The sequence below is a fragment of the Robiginitalea marina genome, assembly GCF_024006985.1.
GTDB classification, from domain to species: Bacteria; Bacteroidota; Bacteroidia; order Flavobacteriales; family Flavobacteriaceae; genus Robiginitalea; species Robiginitalea marina.
The window spans coordinates 1-19,064 of sequence record NZ_JAMXIB010000007.1 but is presented as its reverse complement, the minus strand read 5'-3'; the positions used below and the strand labels follow the sequence as shown (position 1 = coordinate 19,064).

Here is a 19,064-nt window from a genome sequence, read left to right as displayed (position 1 = left end):
CCATTTGTCTGTTTTCCGGAAACTCCTTAAACCCGCATGTATTTTGACGCAGAACCGCAGTCGTTCATGCGGGGAGGCCCTGCAAACCCCCGGGCCGCCCTGCAGAGAAAGCCCCTGCACGGGGGCAGGGGCTGAAAAAGGGGATTACCATGGAAGCCACAACAAGGGTTTCCAACGGCGGCGTTCCTTGAGCACCAGGGCGATATTGATGGCAAAAAGCCCGGCAGTCTGGAAGAGTTCCAGGGGTTCATCCCGTTCCAGGAACAGGTGGAACAGGAAGATATGCAGGGTTATCGGCAACAGGAAGAGCGCCCCGATCAGGGAAGTGCCCTGCAGGAGCAACAACAGCCCGAAAAGCAATTCACAAACCCCCAGGACCTGCCAAAAGTAGCCGGTTTGTTTAGCCCCGCTGATATAAAGGACCTTTTGAAGGGTGTTTTTTTTGTCCGGATCGGTAAATTTTTGCGCGGTTTCCACCACCTGCAGGGGTTCTGGTATGGGTTTGCTGAACTTCTGTACACCCCCGTAAAGCATCATGCCGCCCAGGATCAGGCGAAGCAGAATATAGACGTATCTCATTTCGGTTTAATTTAGTTGGGTTTCCCCCTCATTGGGGTTATAGACATACCGGAACGTGTAAACCCGGGCCTCATCGGTGAAAGCATTCGGCTGGGCGGGGGCATCGCGATAATAACTCAGGATTTCCACCTTGGCCACTTTCCCGTCGTGGGTGCGGAACACCAAAACCGCCCCGGGGATAGGATTGATCGTAAAGGTGGCCGGGTTGTAGTTATACCATCCGGCACCGCTTCCCGAAGGGATCGCAAAGGCCCCTACCGCATCCTGGGCAAAAGACAACCCGGCGGCACTGGCGACCTCGTCGAAGAGCCCTGATACCAGGGTTGCACCTGCTTCCCCGTTCCGGACGGGTTCGTCCGCGGTACCCGTGGCGACGCCTCCGTTTACGGCAATGGTAGTGCCCCGGAAGGCAATATCCCATTCGGTTTCGCTTTCCGTAATCTCACCGGTTTCAAAACTGAACCGGGTGAAGGGCCCGCCTACCGGCTCGCCCTGCCCTCCCGTCTGGGGGGCCGGCAGGTTGGAATAGGTAGTCGAAACCAGATCGGAAAGCACGGTAAAGGATCCCGGGGCGGGAACCGAAAACCCATCCGCGCTCAGGCGAATCTCGCCCGAGGTGGCCCCGGAAGGCACCGTGGTGGTGATGCGGGTGGGGGTAAGGGAAACTATCGGGGCACTAACCCCGCCGAAGGTGAGTTGCAGGCCGGTGGCCTCTTCCGGGAAACCGGTGCCGGTGATCACAACTTCCGTCCCCACCGTTCCGGACTCCGGGCTTACGGAGGCAATGCTGAATTCGGTCCCCGGAGCGGGGTCATCATCGCTGCAACTGACAAAAGTGAGGAGCAGGAAGGCTGCGGTCAATACGCTCATGGCTGTTTTCATTGTTTTAGGATTTAGAGTTGATTATGGATTAAAATTCAAAGGATACTCTCGCAAAAAGCTGGATGCCCGGGTTTACCAGCAATTCGCTGTCCTGGGCGGCCAGGGGGTTGTTCCCCTTGAAATCGAGCAGGTTGTTTGCCCCAAACTGCAATTCGTAATGATCGAAAAAGGTCTTCCCGAAAGCCAGGTTTACCAGGGCATACCCCTTTACAAAGGAATCGTCAAAGACATCAAGGAGGTCGTTGCCATTTCGGTCCGTCAGGCCAAAACGGCTGCGGTAGACCACCCGGAGGTTGGCAAAGGCATCGAGGGAAGGCAGCTCGTAAAACGCCTTTAAATTCAGGCTGTGTCGCGACCGGTTCTCCAGGCCGAAATAGTCCGGGCGTCCCAGGCGCACGGTTTCAAGGGTTTCAGGATCGCGGACGAAGACCTCACCGCGTTCTACCTCGCGCTGCTTTTCCTTATCGTAGGCGAAAAGCAGTTGATACCCCGCTGAAACCGAAAGGTTTTCCAGGGGGGCTATACGCAGGTCGAGCTCCGCCCCCTGGGTAAATACCTCCTCCCGGTTCAGGTATCCAAATACCCCCTGCCCATTGGTTTTGGTCGCCAGGATGCGGGTATCGATGAGGTTTCGGAAATCGTTCCGGAAAAAATTCAGTTCGGTGGTCCACTTCCCTTTTTGGTACCTAAGGCCCAGGTTGATGCCCACCGAGCGCTCTGCATCGAGCCGCTCCCCCAGGTCCTCCAGGGGTACGGCCAGGCCGGCCACCTGGCCCGCATCGAGCAATTGCCTGATCCCGGCGGCTTCCACCTCCTTCCCCATTACGGAATAGCCGCCCCCGGAGGCATTTGTGAAATCGAGGTACAACTGCCTGAAATCGGGGGCCTTGAACCCGCTCCCTACAGATGCCTTCAGCGACAGGGCCCGGCTGAGGTCGTATCGGGCTGAAGCCTTCGGGCTGAATTGCGAATTGTATTCGCTGTGGTGGTCGAACCGGGCCCCGAGGATGAGGTTCAGGGCGCGCAGGGGGGTAAAGTCGTACTGGGCAAAAATGTACTGGGAATCAAAGCGGGGGGAACTGGAAAACAGGCTTCGCTCAAGCCGCTCAAAATTCATCCCCGCCCCTGTAGTCAGGGTATTGCCGGGCGTAAAGGAATAGCTCAGGCGCACTTCCGGCCGCAGCAGGCGTTGGTCAAAATCATTTTCCAGCAGGAGGGTTTCATCCAGGGGGTCCAGGGCATTTTCATTGGTGGTGTACCGGGTGAAATAAAACTCGTACTGCACGTTGAATCGTTCCGAAGGGTCGTGTTCGGCGCGCAGCAGCAGGTTGAAGTCCGTTTCCTCGCTGTTGCTGGGCGAGATGTCGAATTCCTGTGAAAAATAGCGGCCGGTGGCCAGCAGCTTCAGCTTTTCACCGGCTTGCCAGCGCACGCGGCCGTTCAGGGTATAATTGACAAAGGGGTTCACGGTTTGGCCCTCCTGCCCGGGGGCCAGGTCGAAGCCGTCGGTACTGAGGCGGTCGAGGAAAACACCGTAACTGAAGGGACCGGCCTTCTGGCCCAGGTTCAGGCTGGTGTTCTGGTTGTTGAAACTGGCCGCCCGGTGGGCCAGTTGGCCGCTGATGGTCTCCGATTTGGGATCCTCGGTGATGATATTGATCACCCCGCCCAGGGCTTCAGAGCCGAACAGGCTCGAGGAGGGCCCTTTAACGATCTCCACCTGTGCGATGTTGCCCACCGCCAGGCGACTGAGGTCGAGATTTCCGGAACTGCGGCCCACCACGGGGACCCCGTCGATCAGGACCAAAACATAATCGGAGGCAATCCCCTGGATCTGCACCCCTTCCCCGCCCCCGATAGTGGCATCGGGCACCACCAGGATGCCCGTTTGTTCGTTGAGGATTTCATTGAGGCGGGTCACCCCGGTACGCCGGATTTGCTGCGCGGAAACCAGGGTTACGGGTAGCGGGAGGGAAGAGAGTTGCCGGAGGGTCCGGGTGGCAGATACCACTACCTCGTCGAGGTTTTCCGTGAGAATGGAATCCTGGGCGGGAAGAGGAACCTGGGAAAACCCGTAGAGGTGCACCCAAAGAAGAAAAAAATAGAAGCGACTATTTTTATTTAGACTCATTCTATTTAGATTTGTCGCAAATATATATTTTATTTATATTTAGTCTAAATAAGCAATTTATTTTAACACAAAACCATCACAGACCATGAAAAAACAAATCACACTCTTTTCGGGGGCGCTGCTTCTGGCTTTCTCCCTTCAGGGCCAGGGCCTCAAAGACCAGGACCGGAAAGCTATCAAGTCGATGTGCGGATGTTACGAGGTAAGTTTTGAATATGCCGAGACTTTCTCGCCCATAGAAGGCTACGAGAAAAAACCCGGGTACCGGGCCAGCGCCCTGGAGTGGGTGGAACTCCTCGAGGACGGTGAAAACCGGATTTCCCTCCAGCACGTGCTTGTGGTAAACGATTCCACGGCCATCAAGCACTGGCGGCAGGACTGGGAATACGAAAGCCCGGCCAGCTTTGCCTTCGTGGGAGACAATACCTGGGACTTCCACCAAACCCCTTCCCCCAACCTCAGGGGTACCTGGACCCAGAAAGTATACCAGGTGGATGACAGCCCACGCTATGCCGGTTCCGCCACCTGGATCCACGCCGACGGGAAACACTACTGGGAGAACGCCACCCCATCCCCCCTGCCCCGGAGGGAGTACACCAAGCGGAGCGACTACAACGTGATGGTGCGCGGGAACCGTCACGAGATCACGGAATACGGTTGGGTGCACGAGCAGGACAATGAGAAAATTATACGGGAAAGCGACCAAAAGGACCAGCTGATCGCCCAGGAAAAGGGCTGGAACATTTACCGGAAGGTAGACGATGCCCAATGTGCCCTCGCCAGGACATGGTGGCAGGAAAACCACCCCTTCTGGGATGAAGTGCGGGCGGCCTGGGATACCCTTTACCAGAGGGAGGGACAGCTGAACCTGGCCAGGGAAGTGGATGGGAAGCCCCTCTATGTCCACCTTTCCCAACTGGAGGAAAAGGATGCCAAAAGAAAAGAGATCGCCGCCCTTTTCAGCCGTTTTGCCAGTGAAGACCGTTCAGGGGTCGGCAAATAGGATCTTAAACCTTTTACTGTTCGATTTTTAGGCCGCCCGCGGGCGGCCTTTTTTATTGATACAAGTCATTGTCGGAAAAGCAGGGACCGGGTACCTTGACCCCAAATTTGATCCTCAATCCCAAGACCTCTGCAATGAAAGCCGCCATCCTTTATTCAGGAAATTACGGGAGTACCTGCCAGTATGCCGAATGGCTGGGGGAAGCTACCGGCCTCCCGGTATTTGACGTCAGGAAAGACCCCCCCGAACCCTGGAACTACGACATACTGATCCTTGGGAGTTCCGTAAGGGTGGGAAAACCCACCATTTCAAAATGGGTTAAAAAAAACTGGACCCAGCTAAACGGGCGCCCTCTCCTGCTGTTTTCAGTGTCCGGCACCGCTCCGGAAGACCCGGACCTCCTTTTATGGATGAAGCGCGGGCTGGGCGAGGAAATCTTCTCACAAATGGAATATGTGCCCTTGCGGGGCCGCATGGTGGTGAGCGAACTGCCCTGGTGGTCCAGGATTTTGCTTAAAGGCCTTGCACGGGCAATAAAAGACCCGGAGGAGTCCAAACGAATGACCGAAGGCTTCGACTTTATGGACCGGGAAAGCCTGGAACCCATCGTATGCTGGTTTGAAAAACAAACGCGCCCGGAGCAAGCCCGGAAAAGAGTGCGCGTCCCTGAAATGGCGTGAGGCAGCCCCTGCTATTGGAATTTTTTGGGTACCTTCAGGGGAACTTTACCTTTTAAAAGACGTAACCCCGTGAAAAAACTCCGCAAAGAAGACATTAGCCAGGAAGTATTTGACCTGTACGATGCCTATGCCCACAACCAGATTCCCCGCAGGGTATTCCTTGACAAGCTCTCCACGTATGCCGTGGGGGGCATCACGGTCATGTCGCTCCTCAGTTTTATGATGCCCGACTACCGGACCAAAATCCAGGTGCCTCAGGACGACCCGCGCCTAAAAGCGGGTTATGTCACTTATCCCTCTCCCAATGGCGGCGGGGAGATCAAAGGGCTCCTGGCCCGTCCTTCCGATGCCGATGGCCCCCTTCCCGGCATTGTAGTGGTCCATGAAAACCGGGGGCTCAACCCCCATATAGAAGACGTATGCCGACGTGCCGCCCTGGCTGGCTTCATGGCCCTGGCCCCGGACGCCCTGACACCCCTGGGGGGCTACCCGGGCAATGACGATGACGGCAGGGCTTTACAACGGGAAAGGAACCGGGACGAAATGCTGGAGGATTTTATCGCGGGGTTTGAATTCCTGAAATCACACCCGGACTGTACCGGTAAGGTAGGCGTGGTGGGCTTCTGTTTTGGGGGATGGATCGCCAATATGATGGCCGTTCGCCTCCCGGGCCTTGGGGCAGCGGTTCCCTTCTACGGCGGGCAGGCCCCTGTGGAGTCAGTCCCCGAAATCCAGGCGCCCATGATGCTCCACTATGCCGGCCTCGATGAACGCGTCAATGCCGGCTGGCCCGAATACGAAGCGGCCCTGAAAGCCAACAAGAAGGAGTACCAGGTGTTTTTCTACCCCGAAAAAAACCATGGGTTCCACAACGACACCACCCCCAGGTACGATAAAGAGGCCGCTGAGCTGGCCTGGGGAAGGACCGTGGATTTCTTCAGGAAAACCCTGCAGTAACCCGGTTCATTCCTGCAACCTGTCGATCTCCCTGCCCACCAGTACTTCAAGCCGCTCCCAGAGCGGCTTTTTTTCGAGATAGCGCTGGTTGAGGCTTCGCATGGATATGGAGTGGCCGAGTACAATGCCATGAAAAACAGAATCTTCCAGCAGGTGTTCAAAGATGCCGGCGGCCTCTGTGGTGTCTGCATTAATGATCTGTAAAACCGGAACGCTGCGGGTCAGATGGTCCTGAAGGTCTTTGAAGGAATCCTTTCCGAGGGACTCCAACTCCCGCAACAGGCCCAGGTCCGATTTCCTTCTGCCCTATTTCTTGCCCGATTTCGTGTTCCTCGGGAGTGCTTCTTCCGGGAAAGGGAACAGGATGGTGGAATTTTTCTCCGCAGCGATATTCGAAAGGGTCTGGTATAACCGCAACTTGATGGCCGAAGGCGACTGGTCGATCATCTTCCCGGCGGCCAGCAGGGCCCCTGCAGCCTGTTCCTCAGCCTGGGCCAGGATGATCCGGGCCCGGCGCGAGCGCTCAGCCTCAGCCTGGTTGGCCATCATCCGCCTCATATTCTCTGGCAGCTGTATATCCTTGATCTTCACGTCAATAATATCAATGCCCCAGTCCCCGGTTTCATGCTCCACAATGGCTTTGATGTTCTTGCCCATCTCCTCCCGACGGGAGAGGATGGTATCCAGTTCCACCTTTCCGCAAACGTCCCGCAGGGCGGCCTGGGACAGCTGGGTTATGGCAAAATGATATTCCTCCACCTCCAGAACCGCTTTTTCAGGGTTGTCGATCCGGAAAAAGACAACCCCGTCGATGCTGCAGGGCACATTATCTTCCGTCATGACTTCCTGGGAAACGATGTTGATGGTGATGACCCGGATATCGACTTTCTGGATGGTCTCTATCAGGGGGATGATCCACCGGAACCCGGGTTTCAGGGTCTTTACGTACTTCCCAAAACGAAACTTAAGGGCGCGTTTGTATTCATAAACAATGCGGATCCCCGAAAGGAAAAAGCCTAGGAGCAGGACTCCAAAAATCAGTGTTGGGTTCATGGGATATTCTCTTTTAAGGGGTTACAATTTCAGGGGAGCCAGGGGTTTTAGCCCCTTCCCCCCGTTTCGGCCCATTCAGGCCAAGGAGGGCCAGGTTTATCCCGGCCAGCCAGATCAGGAAACTGCTGAAGGTCACCTTTTGAATCAGGGGAAGGGCGCGGAGGAAACTTCCGGATTCATAAATGACATAATTCAGCAGGAAAATCAAAAAACACCAGGCCCCCAGGGCAGCCAGGAAATGCCTGCGCCCCTTCCACAGCCCGAATATGGCGAGGGCAATGGCCCCCGTACCCAGTCCCCCGGCGATATACACCGTAAGGTCATGGGTGCCTGCGCTCAAAAAAAAGGTCGTTCCCAGGGCTGCCATCCCAAACACGCGCATCAGGCGGCGGCTCAAGGCAGCCCCCCCGGTCAGGCGGGGCAGGTGGTACCAAAGCAATAGCAGGGCAGAACAAAGTGCCACGAGGGCCCCGCGCGCCCAGTACCTGCCGGTATTCACGGCCCCGTTGACAGCCCGGGTATCCAGCAGGTCGCACAGGTAGTTATGGCGCCAACTGAAGCCATCCTGCCCCGGAAAGGCCCAGGACCCCCCGGGATACCGGCTGGCCGCGAGCAGGTAACCCAATATGAACACCCCCATCCCCAAAAGGGGAAGGGAAAGGATTCCAATCTTCCTGATTGCCGGAAAGCACACGTCGCGAGATTCAACTTTTCGAAAAGATACGCCAAAGCCGGGAGGTTAAAAAATGACCGGGGTCAGGGTTTCGGCAGGCCTTTCCAGTTCAGCCTCGTTTCTTTGGGTCCTGCCGGTTCAAAAAGCCTGCTGAAACCCTGCTGCACTTATCCGGATAGGCTGCAAAATGGACATTGTTTCTTAAAAATTGATGCTCCGGACCTGTCCTGGTGACATAAATCATATCCGGGATCAGCAGGTGCCCCTACCTTTAATCATATATTCGGGGTGTGATGAATCCGTTCAGAAGTTTCAATATCGCCGACTGGTTTTCCTTCTACCGCATCGTCGCCTTTCCGTTGCTGATGGTTTTCCTTTTCTCAGGCGCCAGGGACTGGTTTACCTGGTTCCTGCTGATCAGCTATTCCACTGACGCCGTCGACGGTTTCCTGGCCCGTAAGCTGAATATCAGCAGCGCCAGGGGTTCGCAGCTCGACTCGGTCGGAGACCAGCTGACCCTGATAGCCGGGCTGTTTGGGATCTGGGTTTTTGAAAAGGTATTTATCCTTGAAAACCTGGTGCTCATTGCCATTGCCTTTATCCCCTACATCATCCAGATGGCCATCGCCTTTATCAAATACGGCCGGGCGACGTCGTTCCATACCTACCTGGCCAAAACCTCAGCCATTTTGCAGGCGGTATTCCTGCTCTGGCTGCTGTTCTTCGGGCCTGTGTACTGGCTTTTCTACCTGATGATTTTTATCGGCATCCTGGAGACCCTCGAGGAAATTACCCTCATTTTCCTTTACGACCACTGGGTAAAGGACGTTAAGGGGATCTACTGGGCATTGAAGGATGAGCGCAGGCGGCAGGCCTGATTAAGGGGCGTGGCCCGACCGGGAAGCCCGGGCGCACCAACGGATGAGCGCCTGGTTTTTGCAGGGCCGTAGCTTAGTTTGGTTGGGGGGCGGGTGGGGGGTTCCCCATTACTCCCGGATCCTATCATGCACCCGTGATCCAATCCCCCCGCACAGCTATCGGAACCATCCCCACAGCCGGGGGCCGATCCTTTTAGGTCGTCGAATTCCCATATCCTTCCTGTGGGTACAGGGGGGCAGGAAGGTCAAAAATTTATTATCTTTAGCAGTATCCTGGGCTTTCAGGGCACCCTTTCCTTTTTCGGGGGACGGCGAGTAATAAACCTGACAAAAAACCCTGAGCGTGGCTGCCAAAAAAAAAATACTCCGGTACACGGGCCTTGGATTCCTTGGGCTCCTGATCGTTTTGTTGCTCCTCCTACCCGGGCTGGTTAAAAATTACGCTGTAAAGAACAGCAGGGAACTCCTCGGCCGGCAAATTTCTATAGACAAGCTCAGGATAAACTACTTCACCGGAACAGTAAAGGTCTACGACTTCAACCTGTATGAGGCCAATGGGCAGGATGTTTTTGTCGCCTTCGACACCCTTGTGCTGAATACAGCCCCTTATAAGTACTTCGGCGGGGTGAAAGCCCTGGACAGGTTATACCTGGAAGGCCTGCAGGTCCGTATCGCCAAAAAGGATTCCACCTTTAATTTCGATGACCTGGTTGCCTTCCATTCGGCGGAAGACAGCTCCGCTACAAATGGTGAGGACGAAGAAGCCTTTAAATACCTCCTGGAAAATCTGGAGCTGAAGGACGCTGCCTTCGAATACTACGATGCGGACCTGGACCATACCACCGAGATCGAAAATTTATCCCTTTTCATCCCGGTAATCGCCTGGGACCAGGAACATGACAGCAATGCGGATATCGCTTTCCGGCTCGGGGAGTCCGCGGCGGTTAAGGCATCGTCCAACGTCAACCCTGGAACAGGGGATTTCAGCAGTTCCGTGGAGATTGACAACCTGCAGTTAAGCGCGTTTTACAAATACGCCCTGGAGTACGCAACGATCAATAGCCTGGAGGGTACGGTCAATGCAGTCATTGAATTGACAGGAAACGTGAACAGCCCTTTGGAAACCCTGGTTTCCGGGGAAGTGGAAGCCCTGAAGCCCCTGATGACGGACCCGAACAGTTTGGGGTTTTTATCCGCTGAAAAAATCCTGTGTACCCTGGGGGAGATCAACTATGCGAAAAGCTCCTATATCATCGAGGATTTGGTCTTTGAACAGCCTTTTCTCAAATTTGAACTCGACTCCGTCTCCAACAATCTGTTCCGGATTTTTAAATACGATTCCACGGATTCCACAGTTGTGGAATCCGAAGCGGAGCAACCCCTGTACTACGCCCTGAACCATGTAAAAGTGCATCAGGGGCGGATGGATTATACCGACAACCTGACCGGGCAACCCTTTGACTATGCCCTCAGCGACATCGAGATCGACACCGACAGCATCTTCAGCGACAGCGAATGGGTGGACATCCTCTCTACCATGGTTTTGAACAAACGCGGAAAACTTAAGGCTGAAATCGGGTTCAACCCTGCGGACCCCGATTTTGCCACCATCGATATTGCCATAGAGGACTTCCTGCTCTCGGACCTCAACATCTACTCCAGCTATTATACCGGGCATTCCATCCTTACCGGGGACATGTTCTATTTCTCGGACACCCGCATCACGGACGGCCAGCTGCAAAGCGAAAACAACCTGCTGATCAAGGGCGTAGCCGTGGAGAACCTCAAAGGCGGCCTGTATGCCATTCCCCTGAAAATTGCCGTTTGGCTGCTCAAGGACAAAAACGGGGATATTGAACTGGACATCCCGGTGCGGGGCAACCTGGACGACCCCACCGTAGACGCCTGGGCCCTGGTGGGCACCACCCTGAAAAAAAAGCTGTTCGACGCCACGGACAACCCTGTAAAGCCGCTGGCACGGTTTATCGGGGCCGATCCGAAAGACCTCGAAAGCCTTGCCTTCCAATACCCGGACACCATCCCCAACGCGGAACAGGCCCGGCAACTGGACCTGCTCCTGGAACTTGAACGCCAAAAAGAAGGGGTTGAAATCGTAATGAACCTGGTCGGGCAGGATTCCCTGGTCAGCCTGATGGCCGAAAACCGGGCAGGTGAGCTTTTCACACAGAAAACAAATGCGGACTTCACCACAAACCGGGAGGCCTTTGAAAAATTCGTGTACGAACAGGTGGGCTCCGATACCCTGGGCCTATTGGGATCCATCCGATCCCTTACCGCAGCCCAGAACATGGATTCCCTGGCCAATACCTACATGGACGCCCTGATCCGCAACTTCAGCGGCTATCTGGAAAGCAAGCAAAACACGACCACGATCGTAGTGCAAAAGGCCAAAGTAAGCAACCCCGATAATGCCAATGCCGCCCCCCAGTTCAAAATGAACTATTCCCTGAAAGGAGCGGAACCGGAAGCCCCTGCCCCCCCGGCAGCTTCCGAAGGGGTTCCCCCGGCACCCCGTAAATTCCCACGACCCTAAGGCCAAACGGTTCAAAGGCGGTCAACTGCCGCGATATTCGCATTTTATCAGGCGGGTTCCTCTGCAGTGAATCGCTTCCAAAGGGCCCAGGTAATCGCGATGTGGGCCAGGTAGTAGGTGGGGAGGATCAAAAAATCCCACCGGTTGTACTGCATGAATTCCGCCAGGGCGATGAGGGTGTCGGAAAAAAGGATCAGGGCAATCCCAAAGGTATAACCCAACTTTGGCCATCCCGCTTTCTTTATGCCAACGGCCGCCCCAAGGGAAAGGCACGACACCAGGAGGTAGGCCAGCGCGGCCCACATGAGCAGGGGGTCCCCAATGCCCCCATAAAGGGAGGTAAAGAAGAAAATAAGGTACGCGGCGCAGACCACCAGGGTCGTCTTCCAGGCCACTTGGCCATGGAACAGGGAATAGGCCAAATAACCGATGTGCGCCAGGAAAAAAAAGAAAATGCCATATACAAACCACAAGGTATCCCCGTTCCTGTGGGACAGGAAGTAATCCCCGACAATAGAAAAGAGGAACGCCCCGATTACCATCCAGAGGTCCGGGGTACGGAAGGACCTGCCCGATAAGAGCAATAAGAGGATTATCGCGCCGAGGCCGGCGGAACCTGATTTGAAAAGGAAGTCCCCATAGGCCAGCGCCAGGATGGCCGAGGCGACCTGCAATACGAGCAACCCGATCAGGACCGGACGGAATTTTGAGAGCATGGGTCGGTGTTTTGGTTTCTTCAAAGATAGTTTTTACCCCCGACCCAATGGATGTGCCTTCAAAATTATCGGGATATGGGATACCCTTATTGCCCGCGTCCATCCGTTGACGGGATTGATCCAATCGGGCATTCCCGGGACATTTCCAGTTGCGGGGAACACGGCCCTTTAAAAAACGGTGTCGTGCCCGCACAGTTTCTGTGGCCCCATTGTTTTTTCCTTTTGGGCGCCCTGTCAAAACCTACCGGTGTTCCCGCACATGGCCGGGTTCCCAGATCAGCCTCATAAAGGCACTAAACCGCTGGTTTTCCCTGCTCACAGGAATTCCCGCAACAATCCCGACCAGGAGGTTGTCGGCAATGCCCAACCGCATTTGGGGACGAAGCGTCATGTCGAAATCCCCGGCGCTGAGGGTTTTGTTGAATTCCACTCCAATAAAGTTCCTTGTGCCTGTTATCATGTAATGAAAACTCGTATTGATATCAAAGGCCGTCAGAAACTTCCCGGTGCTGAAATTATGTTCGATCATGGGGCCCGTGTAGATCAGGGAATGCACGTTATTGCCCCAGCGCCTGGCGATTACCAGAAACGGATTGTAAACGTTCCCTTTGATCCATGGGTCCCCAAAATTTCGAAAGTCCGACAATTCGAACTCATTGATATAGCCAAGGGCCATGGAGGTCGCCATGGCTTCATTGACGAAGAAAGACCACTGGACTGCAAGCTTCAGGCTGTTCAACTGGTTGGACGGGATTGAATCCCGAAGCGAGCCATTCAGAGGCGAATAAAATGTGAAGGGCAATTCCACCTCCAGCCCCAGGCGATCCCTCGGGGCCCATTCGTACTCTATCAGGGCTTCGTAGGCATCGAACCTAAGGTTGTCGGTCAGCCCCAGGCCAATATTCCATTCCTTTTCCCCTTTCCGGGCCCCCAGGTCCCGGATCAGGTCGATATAAAGGGGTTCCGCGTGCAATACCTTGGCAGGCCCTGCCTGGTCTTCGACCTGAACGATATACAGGCTGTCTTTTTCCGCGTTCGAAATTTGGGCCAGGGAAGCGCTTGCCCATAGCAGTGCCATAAACGGCAATAATTCCTTTTTGAAGTTCATTTTTGATTTGAATTAAAAAGATGGAGAAAGTAACCGACTAGGCAATAGCGGTTATAAGGGTTCCAAAAAATTAAATCAAATCCGGGGAGGGGGGGTATCTATTGGGTCAAACCCCATGGGGAAACGGGCATTTTTTTCAGGAAATTTCTCTTTCCTGCTTTCAACAAGAACTGGTGATAGTCCGCTATCGCATGTATACTGGACCATAATGGGCATCTTGAATCCCATGGTGCTATTGTGGTCTTCAGGATCGGGGTCATCAACCTCCCTTATAAGGTCCTCAAACCCCAGCACCTGTTCCACTATCAGCTCCACAATACTTTCCTGGTCATTGAAGGACAGGTCCTCGGGAACCTTATTGGGGAAGGGGTCTGGGGAGTCGACACTGATGTTCAGGAAATACAGGCCCAACAACCCAAAAAGGAATCTGGTAAAGGTGCTATTTCGTATTCGGCCGAACATGGTCCAAAATTACAATTTTGCAGTATTCTTCCACCACTCCCCTATGGATTTCTCCCATAGGGCCGGCACCCTGCCTTCTTCCCGGCATATCCGTGATTTTTTGTGAACTGAAGGGAGGTTTCAGGGATTGACCGTAGGTTGAGGAAGGGGGCGGGTTGGGCGGGAAGAAAAAAATGTGCCGGTCAATGCCCACTCAAATACCCGTAGAGCTTGTAAATAAACAACCCCACCCCTGCAATCACCAGATAGGTGTTGGCGGTTTCGTAAAAAGCCTGGTAACTGTTTTTGTTTTGCCAACGGGTAATGGGGAATACCATTGGGATCAGGGCAGCGATCCCCCCGGAGCCGGGCTTAATTGGAAATTCCATAGGCCGGGGACAGGCCGGACGAGCAAACCTGCAGGGGCAACGGGAGGTAGGGGGCAGATGGAAACCTCACTCCATGATCGACCAAAGGGATTTATGAGGAACTGAGGGCCTCCAGGACCCGCTGGGGGGTAAAGGGCATGTGCCGCAGGCGTTTACCCGTAAGCCTTAAAAAAGCATTCGCTATGGCACCGGCTACCATGGGGGTGGCGGTTTCCCCCACCCCTTCGGGGCGCTCCCCGGAAGGGAGGATTACGGTTTCGATGGAGTCGGGGATTTCCTGCATCCGAAGCAGGGGGTAGTCGTGGAAATTGGATTGCTGTACCCGCCCGTCCACTATGGTAATCTGCTCTTTCAGTACACTGCTCATCCCCATGAGGATGCCGCCTTCCATTTGTGCCCTGATATTGTCCGGCTGTACGGGAATCCCGGCGTCCAGGGCAATCCAGAAATGGTGCACCCTGATGTCCCCGGTATTCCGGTCCACCGAGATCTCGCAAACCCCGGTCCCCAGGGAGCCGTGTTCCACGAAAGCCACACCCTTAGCCCGGCCTTCGGCTACAGGTTCTCCCCAGCCCGAGATTTCTGCTGCCTTGTCCAGGGTGGCAAGGGCCCTGGGGGATTTGGCCATCAGTTTGCGGCGGAAGGCGACGGGGTCGGCCTGCTGGTCCCGGGCTATTTCATCCAGCATACATTCAATCGCAAATTTGTTGGGCCCATGCCCGACAGCGCGCCAGTGCTTCAAGCGGATGCCATGGGAGGCCCCCCGCCACTCGGCCAGTTGGTTGGGAATGTCGTAATGGGTATTGGTCACCCCGCTGGCTACCAGGTTGCCCCCATCCCCCACCACGCAATGCGAAAGGCTGGTGAGGGTACCCCGGGCATCCACAGAGGCGGTCAGGCGCTGGAGGGAAAGCGGGCGGAACGCCCCGTAGGCCACATCGTCCTCCCGGGTCCAGATGAGCTTCACGGGCAGGGGGGCCACCTCCCGGGCCAGGACGGCGCATTCCTCCACAAAATCGTTCATGCTGCGTCGTCCAAAGCCTCCCCCCAGATACTGCAGGTGGACTTCGACCTTTTCATGTGGGATCCCCAGGATACCGGGTACCCCGAGCTTGGTATCCGGGCCCTGCTGGCTGCCCACCCAGACCTCGGCGCTCTGCAGGTCTTCCGCCACCCGGATCACGGCATTAAGGGGTTCCATCTGGGCGTGGTACACGTAGTCGTTTTTGAAATCAGCGGAATAGGTTCGGGCCGCCGTTTTGATGGCCTGTTGTACATCCCCGGCCTCGGTGATGACCCTGCCCCTCTCCGGTTGCCCGGCCATTGAGGCGTAGGTTTCAAAAACCTCCTGGGAATGGAACCCGCTGGCCGGGGAAGGACCCCATTCAATTCTGAGTTTCCTTTTGGCGGACAGGGCCTGCTCCAGGGTTTGGGCAATCACACCTATGGCATAGTCAAACGGGACCACCTTCAGCACCCCGTCCATCCCAACGATCTCCGCCTCATTGGTAAGCGTTGGCCTGGACCCGTGGAGGTTGCCCCTTTCCAGAACGCCGTAAACCATGCCCGGTAACCGGATATCCTGGGCAAACAGAGCCGTCCCGTTCACCTTTTCAGGGATTTCGGTTCGGGGGAGCACCTTCCCGATCAGGCGGAACTCCCCGGGTTTTTTCATCTGGGCCTCGTCGATTTCCGGAAGTACCTCCGGCATTTTCAGGAAGGGTACCAGCTGGCCGTATTCTATTTTCCTTCCGGACTTTTCATGGTATACCACCCCTTCTGAAGTGGTGAGTTCGGAAAGCGGCACCTCCCAGTGCCCCGCAGCACTGCTCAGGAGCACATACCGGGCCTGGGCCCCCGCCTTCCTCATGACCGGCCAGTAGCTGTGGGTAGTCCGGCTGCCGACCGTCATCATGAGCTTGCTGCCAGGGGTCCACCCCTCAGACCCGTAGATCTCGGCTTCCTGGGGGGAGAACTCCACCGAAACCCGGGCCCAGTCCGCATCCATCTCCTCTGCAAAGATGACCGGCAGGGAGGTCATGGAACCCTGTCCCATTTCAGCGGCAGGGTTATAGATGATGATCTGCCCGTCCTCGGAAAATTGCACCCAGGCGGTTATAGGATGCCTTGCAAATTCCTCCTTCATGCGCCGCGTATCCCGGCAGGAAACCAGGTAGGGCAGGATCCCGGAAGCTCCGATAAAGAGCACTACCCCTCCCGAGGTTTTCAGGAAGTTCCTTCTGCTGTATTGGGTGGCTGTCTTTGGCATGGGCTTAGGATTCAACATGGGTTTCGGTTCCTGCGGCCATTTCCACGGCTTTCAGGATGCGCATATAGGTGCCGCACCGACACAGGATGCCGTTCATATAAGTTTTGATTTCCTCCCGCGTAGGCCTGGGGTTGGATTCCAAAAGGGCCACCGCCTGCATGATCTGCCCGGAATGACAAAAGCCGCACTGGGGGGCCTGGGCCGCTATCCAGGCCTTCTGGACCGGGTGGTCCCCCTTTTCGGACAGGCCCTCGATGGTGCGGATCCGCTGCCCGCTGGCCACCCCTTCCACAGGGATGATGCATGCTTTCGCGGGTTGCCCGTCGATGTGCAGGGTACAGGCCCCGCATAGGGCAATGCCGCATCCGTACTTGGTTCCGGTAAGCCCAAGATGCTCCCTGAGCACCCACAAAAGGGAGGTCCCTTCGGCAACTTCAACAGGATATGTTTCGTCATTGACGTTTAGGGTGTATTTGGCCATGGCAAAACTCGTTTGCCCTTAAGGTACTGAAAAAGAAGAATGGATTGCACATGGGGCTTCCAAAAATTGAAGGTTTGCAGCAATGGGCACCTGATGCTGCCAGCCCGGCCAGGGTTCATCCGAAAAGGAGGGATTCCCGGACGGCTCAATGGGCATTGAAATACCCGTAGAGCTGGTAAATAAACAACCCCACCCCTGCAATCACCAGATAGGTGTTGGCGGCTTTGTAAAAGGCCTGGTAACTGTTTTTGCTTTGCCAACGGGTAATGAGGAATACCATTGGGATCAGGGCAGCAACCTGCCCGAGCTCCACCCCCACATTGAAACTGAGGATCTTGGCCAGGAATTGGGAAGTCCCCATATCAAAAGATTGAAGGCGGGTAGAGAGGCCAAAACCATGGATGAGTCCGAACAAAAAAACCATCATCAACAGGTTTGGCGCCCGTACTTTCAGGATTTTCTCAAAACCTCCCAGGTTCTCAAACCCTTTGTACAGGACGCTCAGGGCAATTACGGCATCCACCAGGTGTTCGTCGGCCCGGATCCCCAAATAGGTTGCCCCGGTAAGGGTAATGCTGTGGCCAATGGTAAAGACGGTGATAAAGCGGATAATGTCCCGGAAGCCACTGAGGTAAAAGATCACCCCCGCCAAAAACAACAGGTGGTCATACCCGGTCACCATGTGTTTGGCGCCCACCAGGAGGTAGGAGAGCAGCCCCCCGTTGTTGAGGATTTCCTGGTCCCCCGGGCTCACCCCGTGGGCAGCAAGCACCAGGGGGCAAAGCATAAATATCGGCAATACCCTTCGCCTTAACGCCTGCCCTTTCATTCAGTCTTTCCGTTTGAACCAGAAGAACAATACAATCAACAGTACCAGGCTTCCGATCCAGTAGAAATAGGAAGGGATACCCCCATCCTCCCCGTGGCTGTGCGTGTCCCCGTCGTGGCTGTGGCTGTGCCCTTCCCCTATCGCAAAGGTAAGGGTGGCCCAGTTCGATTCGTGGGTCAGGCCTGGCTTCTCAGAGGGGGTCAGGTAGATGGTGCGAAGGTACCAGACCCCTTCGGCCGTGAGGTCCACCTTTATGAGGCCATCCGCATCCGTCCTGAGTGATTTGACAAGAGGGTGGCTATGGCCTTGTTCTGCGCTACCTCCCTGAGGGAATTCCTCTGCCCGTGCCGTCTTATGGGTATGGCCCGATTCCTGTTGGTGAGAATGCATCCCTTCTTCCCCATGCGTGTGGTCCGATTCCTGCTCGTGAGAATGCTCCCCTGTTTCGCCATGCGTGTGGTCCGATTCCTGCTCGTGAGAATGCTCCCCTGTTTCGCCATGCGTGTGGTCGGCTTCATGCTCGTGCTTGTGGTCTGAAGAGGCTTCATGGCTATGGCCCGTTCCCGGTTCATGCGAATGCACACCGGTGGGAGGGCCTGCATACACCAGTTGGTTGGCCAGGGGCTTCCCCTGCCACAGCAGTTGGACTTCCAGGGAATGGCCGGGATGCAGGTCGTAGGGATTTTGCAGGGGAACAAACTCAATCGGATACCCCAGGGGGGTCTTCCAGTCGTCTGAGGTTTGGTCCCCCACCTGAAAAATTGTTTTTACATGCTTGGAATATTCCTCTGCGGCATTTTGGCCAAGGGTGTTGTTGGCCCTCCGCCATTCCAGCATATCGAGTACCCCGTCGTGTTCCAGATAACCGTTGAAATCCTCAGCGGTCATTTCGATGGTCCGGGAAAAGGTAGATACCCCTGCGACCCAGGTGCCGGCCTGCCCGGTTTTAAACCGCAGTATCGTGATGCTGTCCCGCTCGCTCCACTGGGTGGAATCAACCGCTATTCTGCGGCCATTACCCACCAGGCTCACATCGGCCATTCGGTTGCGCGCAATGACGTTCTCGCTCTTCTCGAAGGTGCCGTTGAAAAGTTCAATGGCAGCCTGGGCGTCCGGTTCAAGGAAATAGTTATCCGGCTTCAGGTACATGTCGTGGCTGCAAAACAGTAGTAGTGCAAAGAGGAGGAGGATCTTGTTTTTCATGGCTATGTCAAATTAACCAACGGGGCCGGGTAAACAACCCCAAATTGCTATTTTAAGGCGACTTTGGAAAAATCAAATATCGTCCAAGCCATTGTAGTTTGCAAAAGTGTTGGGAAAGAAGCGGCAAAAAAAGGCAGAGTACCCCTGCGGCGTGATCCAAAATATGACCACTACTGCAAACCTGTCCCGAGGGAAAGCGAACCTGGCTGGATTACGCCTGCGGTGTGATCCAAACCGG

At 55.3% G+C, this 19,064-nt stretch carries 19 protein-coding genes; 5 read left to right on the top strand and 14 right to left on the bottom strand.

Annotated features, from left to right (window positions below; translation table 11 throughout):
• Positions 1 to 144: 144 nt before the first annotated feature.
• From NG653_RS09805 to NG653_RS09795, 3 genes are read right to left on the bottom strand one after another with little or no spacing between them, the layout of a single operon-like run.
• The gene (locus NG653_RS09805) at positions 145 to 579 is read right to left on the bottom strand and encodes a DoxX family membrane protein (protein ID WP_252741526.1); all 435 of its coding nucleotides are present in this window, start codon (positions 577 to 579) and stop codon (positions 145 to 147) included.
• A 6-nt stretch (positions 580 to 585) separates the two neighbouring features.
• A complete protein-coding gene (locus NG653_RS09800) occupies positions 586 to 1,461 on the bottom strand; it encodes an IPT/TIG domain-containing protein (RefSeq protein ID WP_252741525.1) in 876 nt (291 codons plus the stop codon).
• A gap of 28 nt (positions 1,462 to 1,489) precedes the next feature.
• Positions 1,490 to 3,592 carry a TonB-dependent receptor plug domain-containing protein gene (locus NG653_RS09795; RefSeq protein ID WP_252741524.1) on the bottom strand — a complete coding sequence of 701 codons (2,103 nt, stop codon included), beginning with the start codon at positions 3,590 to 3,592 and terminating at the stop codon, positions 1,490 to 1,492.
• Between the two features lie 85 nt (positions 3,593 to 3,677).
• Between NG653_RS09795 and NG653_RS09790 the strand changes: the two genes are divergently transcribed.
• The 3 genes from NG653_RS09790 (at position 3,678) to NG653_RS09780 (ending at position 6,232) form a co-directional block, all read left to right on the top strand.
• On the top strand, positions 3,678 to 4,595 hold the full coding sequence (locus tag NG653_RS09790) for a DUF6607 family protein (protein WP_252741523.1): 918 nt from the start codon (positions 3,678 to 3,680) through the stop codon (positions 4,593 to 4,595).
• A 134-nt stretch (positions 4,596 to 4,729) separates the two neighbouring features.
• Positions 4,730 to 5,275, top strand: a complete 546-nt coding sequence (locus NG653_RS09785; RefSeq protein ID WP_252741522.1) for a flavodoxin domain-containing protein — start codon at positions 4,730 to 4,732, stop codon at positions 5,273 to 5,275.
• 69 nt (positions 5,276 to 5,344) lie between these two features.
• Positions 5,345 to 6,232, top strand: coding sequence for a dienelactone hydrolase family protein (locus NG653_RS09780; protein ID WP_252741521.1), 888 nt, complete (start codon positions 5,345 to 5,347; stop codon positions 6,230 to 6,232).
• Between the two features lie 6 nt (positions 6,233 to 6,238).
• Here NG653_RS09780 and NG653_RS09775 read toward each other — a convergent pair whose 3' ends face one another.
• The 3 genes from NG653_RS09775 to NG653_RS09765 are packed head-to-tail and all read right to left on the bottom strand — an operon-like array spanning position 6,239 to position 7,979.
• Positions 6,239 to 6,511, bottom strand: coding sequence for a hypothetical protein (locus tag NG653_RS09775; protein ID WP_252741520.1), 273 nt, complete (start codon positions 6,509 to 6,511; stop codon positions 6,239 to 6,241).
• Between the two features lie 27 nt (positions 6,512 to 6,538).
• Positions 6,539 to 7,285: a slipin family protein gene (locus tag NG653_RS09770; protein ID WP_252741519.1), complete on the bottom strand. Its 747-nt coding sequence runs from the start codon at positions 7,283 to 7,285 to the stop codon at positions 6,539 to 6,541.
• A gap of 13 nt (positions 7,286 to 7,298) precedes the next feature.
• Positions 7,299 to 7,979 (bottom strand): hypothetical protein, encoded by a 681-nt coding sequence (locus NG653_RS09765; protein WP_252741518.1) that lies wholly within the window; start codon positions 7,977 to 7,979, stop codon positions 7,299 to 7,301.
• Between the two features lie 272 nt (positions 7,980 to 8,251).
• On the opposite strand from NG653_RS09765, the gene NG653_RS09760 reads away from it, so the two are divergent.
• Complete coding sequence (locus NG653_RS09760) at positions 8,252 to 8,836, top strand: CDP-alcohol phosphatidyltransferase family protein (RefSeq protein WP_252741517.1); 585 nt, start codon at positions 8,252 to 8,254, stop codon at positions 8,834 to 8,836.
• Positions 8,837 to 9,179: 343 nt separating this feature from the next.
• The gene (locus NG653_RS09755; protein ID WP_252741516.1) at positions 9,180 to 11,390 is read left to right on the top strand and encodes a DUF748 domain-containing protein; all 2,211 of its coding nucleotides are present in this window, start codon (positions 9,180 to 9,182) and stop codon (positions 11,388 to 11,390) included.
• A 47-nt stretch (positions 11,391 to 11,437) separates the two neighbouring features.
• Here the strand turns inward: NG653_RS09755 and NG653_RS09750 are convergent, their stop codons facing one another.
• The 8 genes from NG653_RS09750 to NG653_RS09715 all read right to left on the bottom strand — a co-directional run bounded on the left by NG653_RS09750 (position 11,438) and on the right by NG653_RS09715 (position 18,826).
• Positions 11,438 to 12,106 (bottom strand): lysoplasmalogenase, encoded by a 669-nt coding sequence (locus NG653_RS09750; protein WP_252741515.1) that lies wholly within the window; start codon positions 12,104 to 12,106, stop codon positions 11,438 to 11,440.
• Between the two features lie 241 nt (positions 12,107 to 12,347).
• The gene (locus tag NG653_RS09745) at positions 12,348 to 13,214 is read right to left on the bottom strand and encodes an HAEPLYID family protein (RefSeq protein ID WP_252741514.1); all 867 of its coding nucleotides are present in this window, start codon (positions 13,212 to 13,214) and stop codon (positions 12,348 to 12,350) included.
• A 75-nt stretch (positions 13,215 to 13,289) separates the two neighbouring features.
• The gene (locus NG653_RS09740; RefSeq protein WP_252741513.1) at positions 13,290 to 13,625 is read right to left on the bottom strand and encodes a hypothetical protein; all 336 of its coding nucleotides are present in this window, start codon (positions 13,623 to 13,625) and stop codon (positions 13,290 to 13,292) included.
• 233 nt (positions 13,626 to 13,858) lie between these two features.
• Complete coding sequence (locus NG653_RS09735; protein WP_252741512.1) at positions 13,859 to 14,044, bottom strand: hypothetical protein; 186 nt, start codon at positions 14,042 to 14,044, stop codon at positions 13,859 to 13,861.
• 91 nt (positions 14,045 to 14,135) lie between these two features.
• Positions 14,136 to 16,313 carry a xanthine dehydrogenase family protein molybdopterin-binding subunit gene (locus tag NG653_RS09730; RefSeq protein WP_252741511.1) on the bottom strand — a complete coding sequence of 726 codons (2,178 nt, stop codon included), beginning with the start codon at positions 16,311 to 16,313 and terminating at the stop codon, positions 14,136 to 14,138.
• Between the two features lie 4 nt (positions 16,314 to 16,317).
• Positions 16,318 to 16,794, bottom strand: a complete 477-nt coding sequence (locus NG653_RS09725) for a (2Fe-2S)-binding protein (protein WP_252741510.1) — start codon at positions 16,792 to 16,794, stop codon at positions 16,318 to 16,320.
• Between the two features lie 145 nt (positions 16,795 to 16,939).
• The gene (locus NG653_RS09720; protein ID WP_252741509.1) at positions 16,940 to 17,581 is read right to left on the bottom strand and encodes a HupE/UreJ family protein; all 642 of its coding nucleotides are present in this window, start codon (positions 17,579 to 17,581) and stop codon (positions 16,940 to 16,942) included.
• 42 nt (positions 17,582 to 17,623) lie between these two features.
• Complete coding sequence (locus NG653_RS09715; RefSeq protein WP_252741508.1) at positions 17,624 to 18,826, bottom strand: DUF4198 domain-containing protein; 1,203 nt, start codon at positions 18,824 to 18,826, stop codon at positions 17,624 to 17,626.
• Between the last annotated feature and the right edge of the window lie 238 nt (positions 18,827 to 19,064).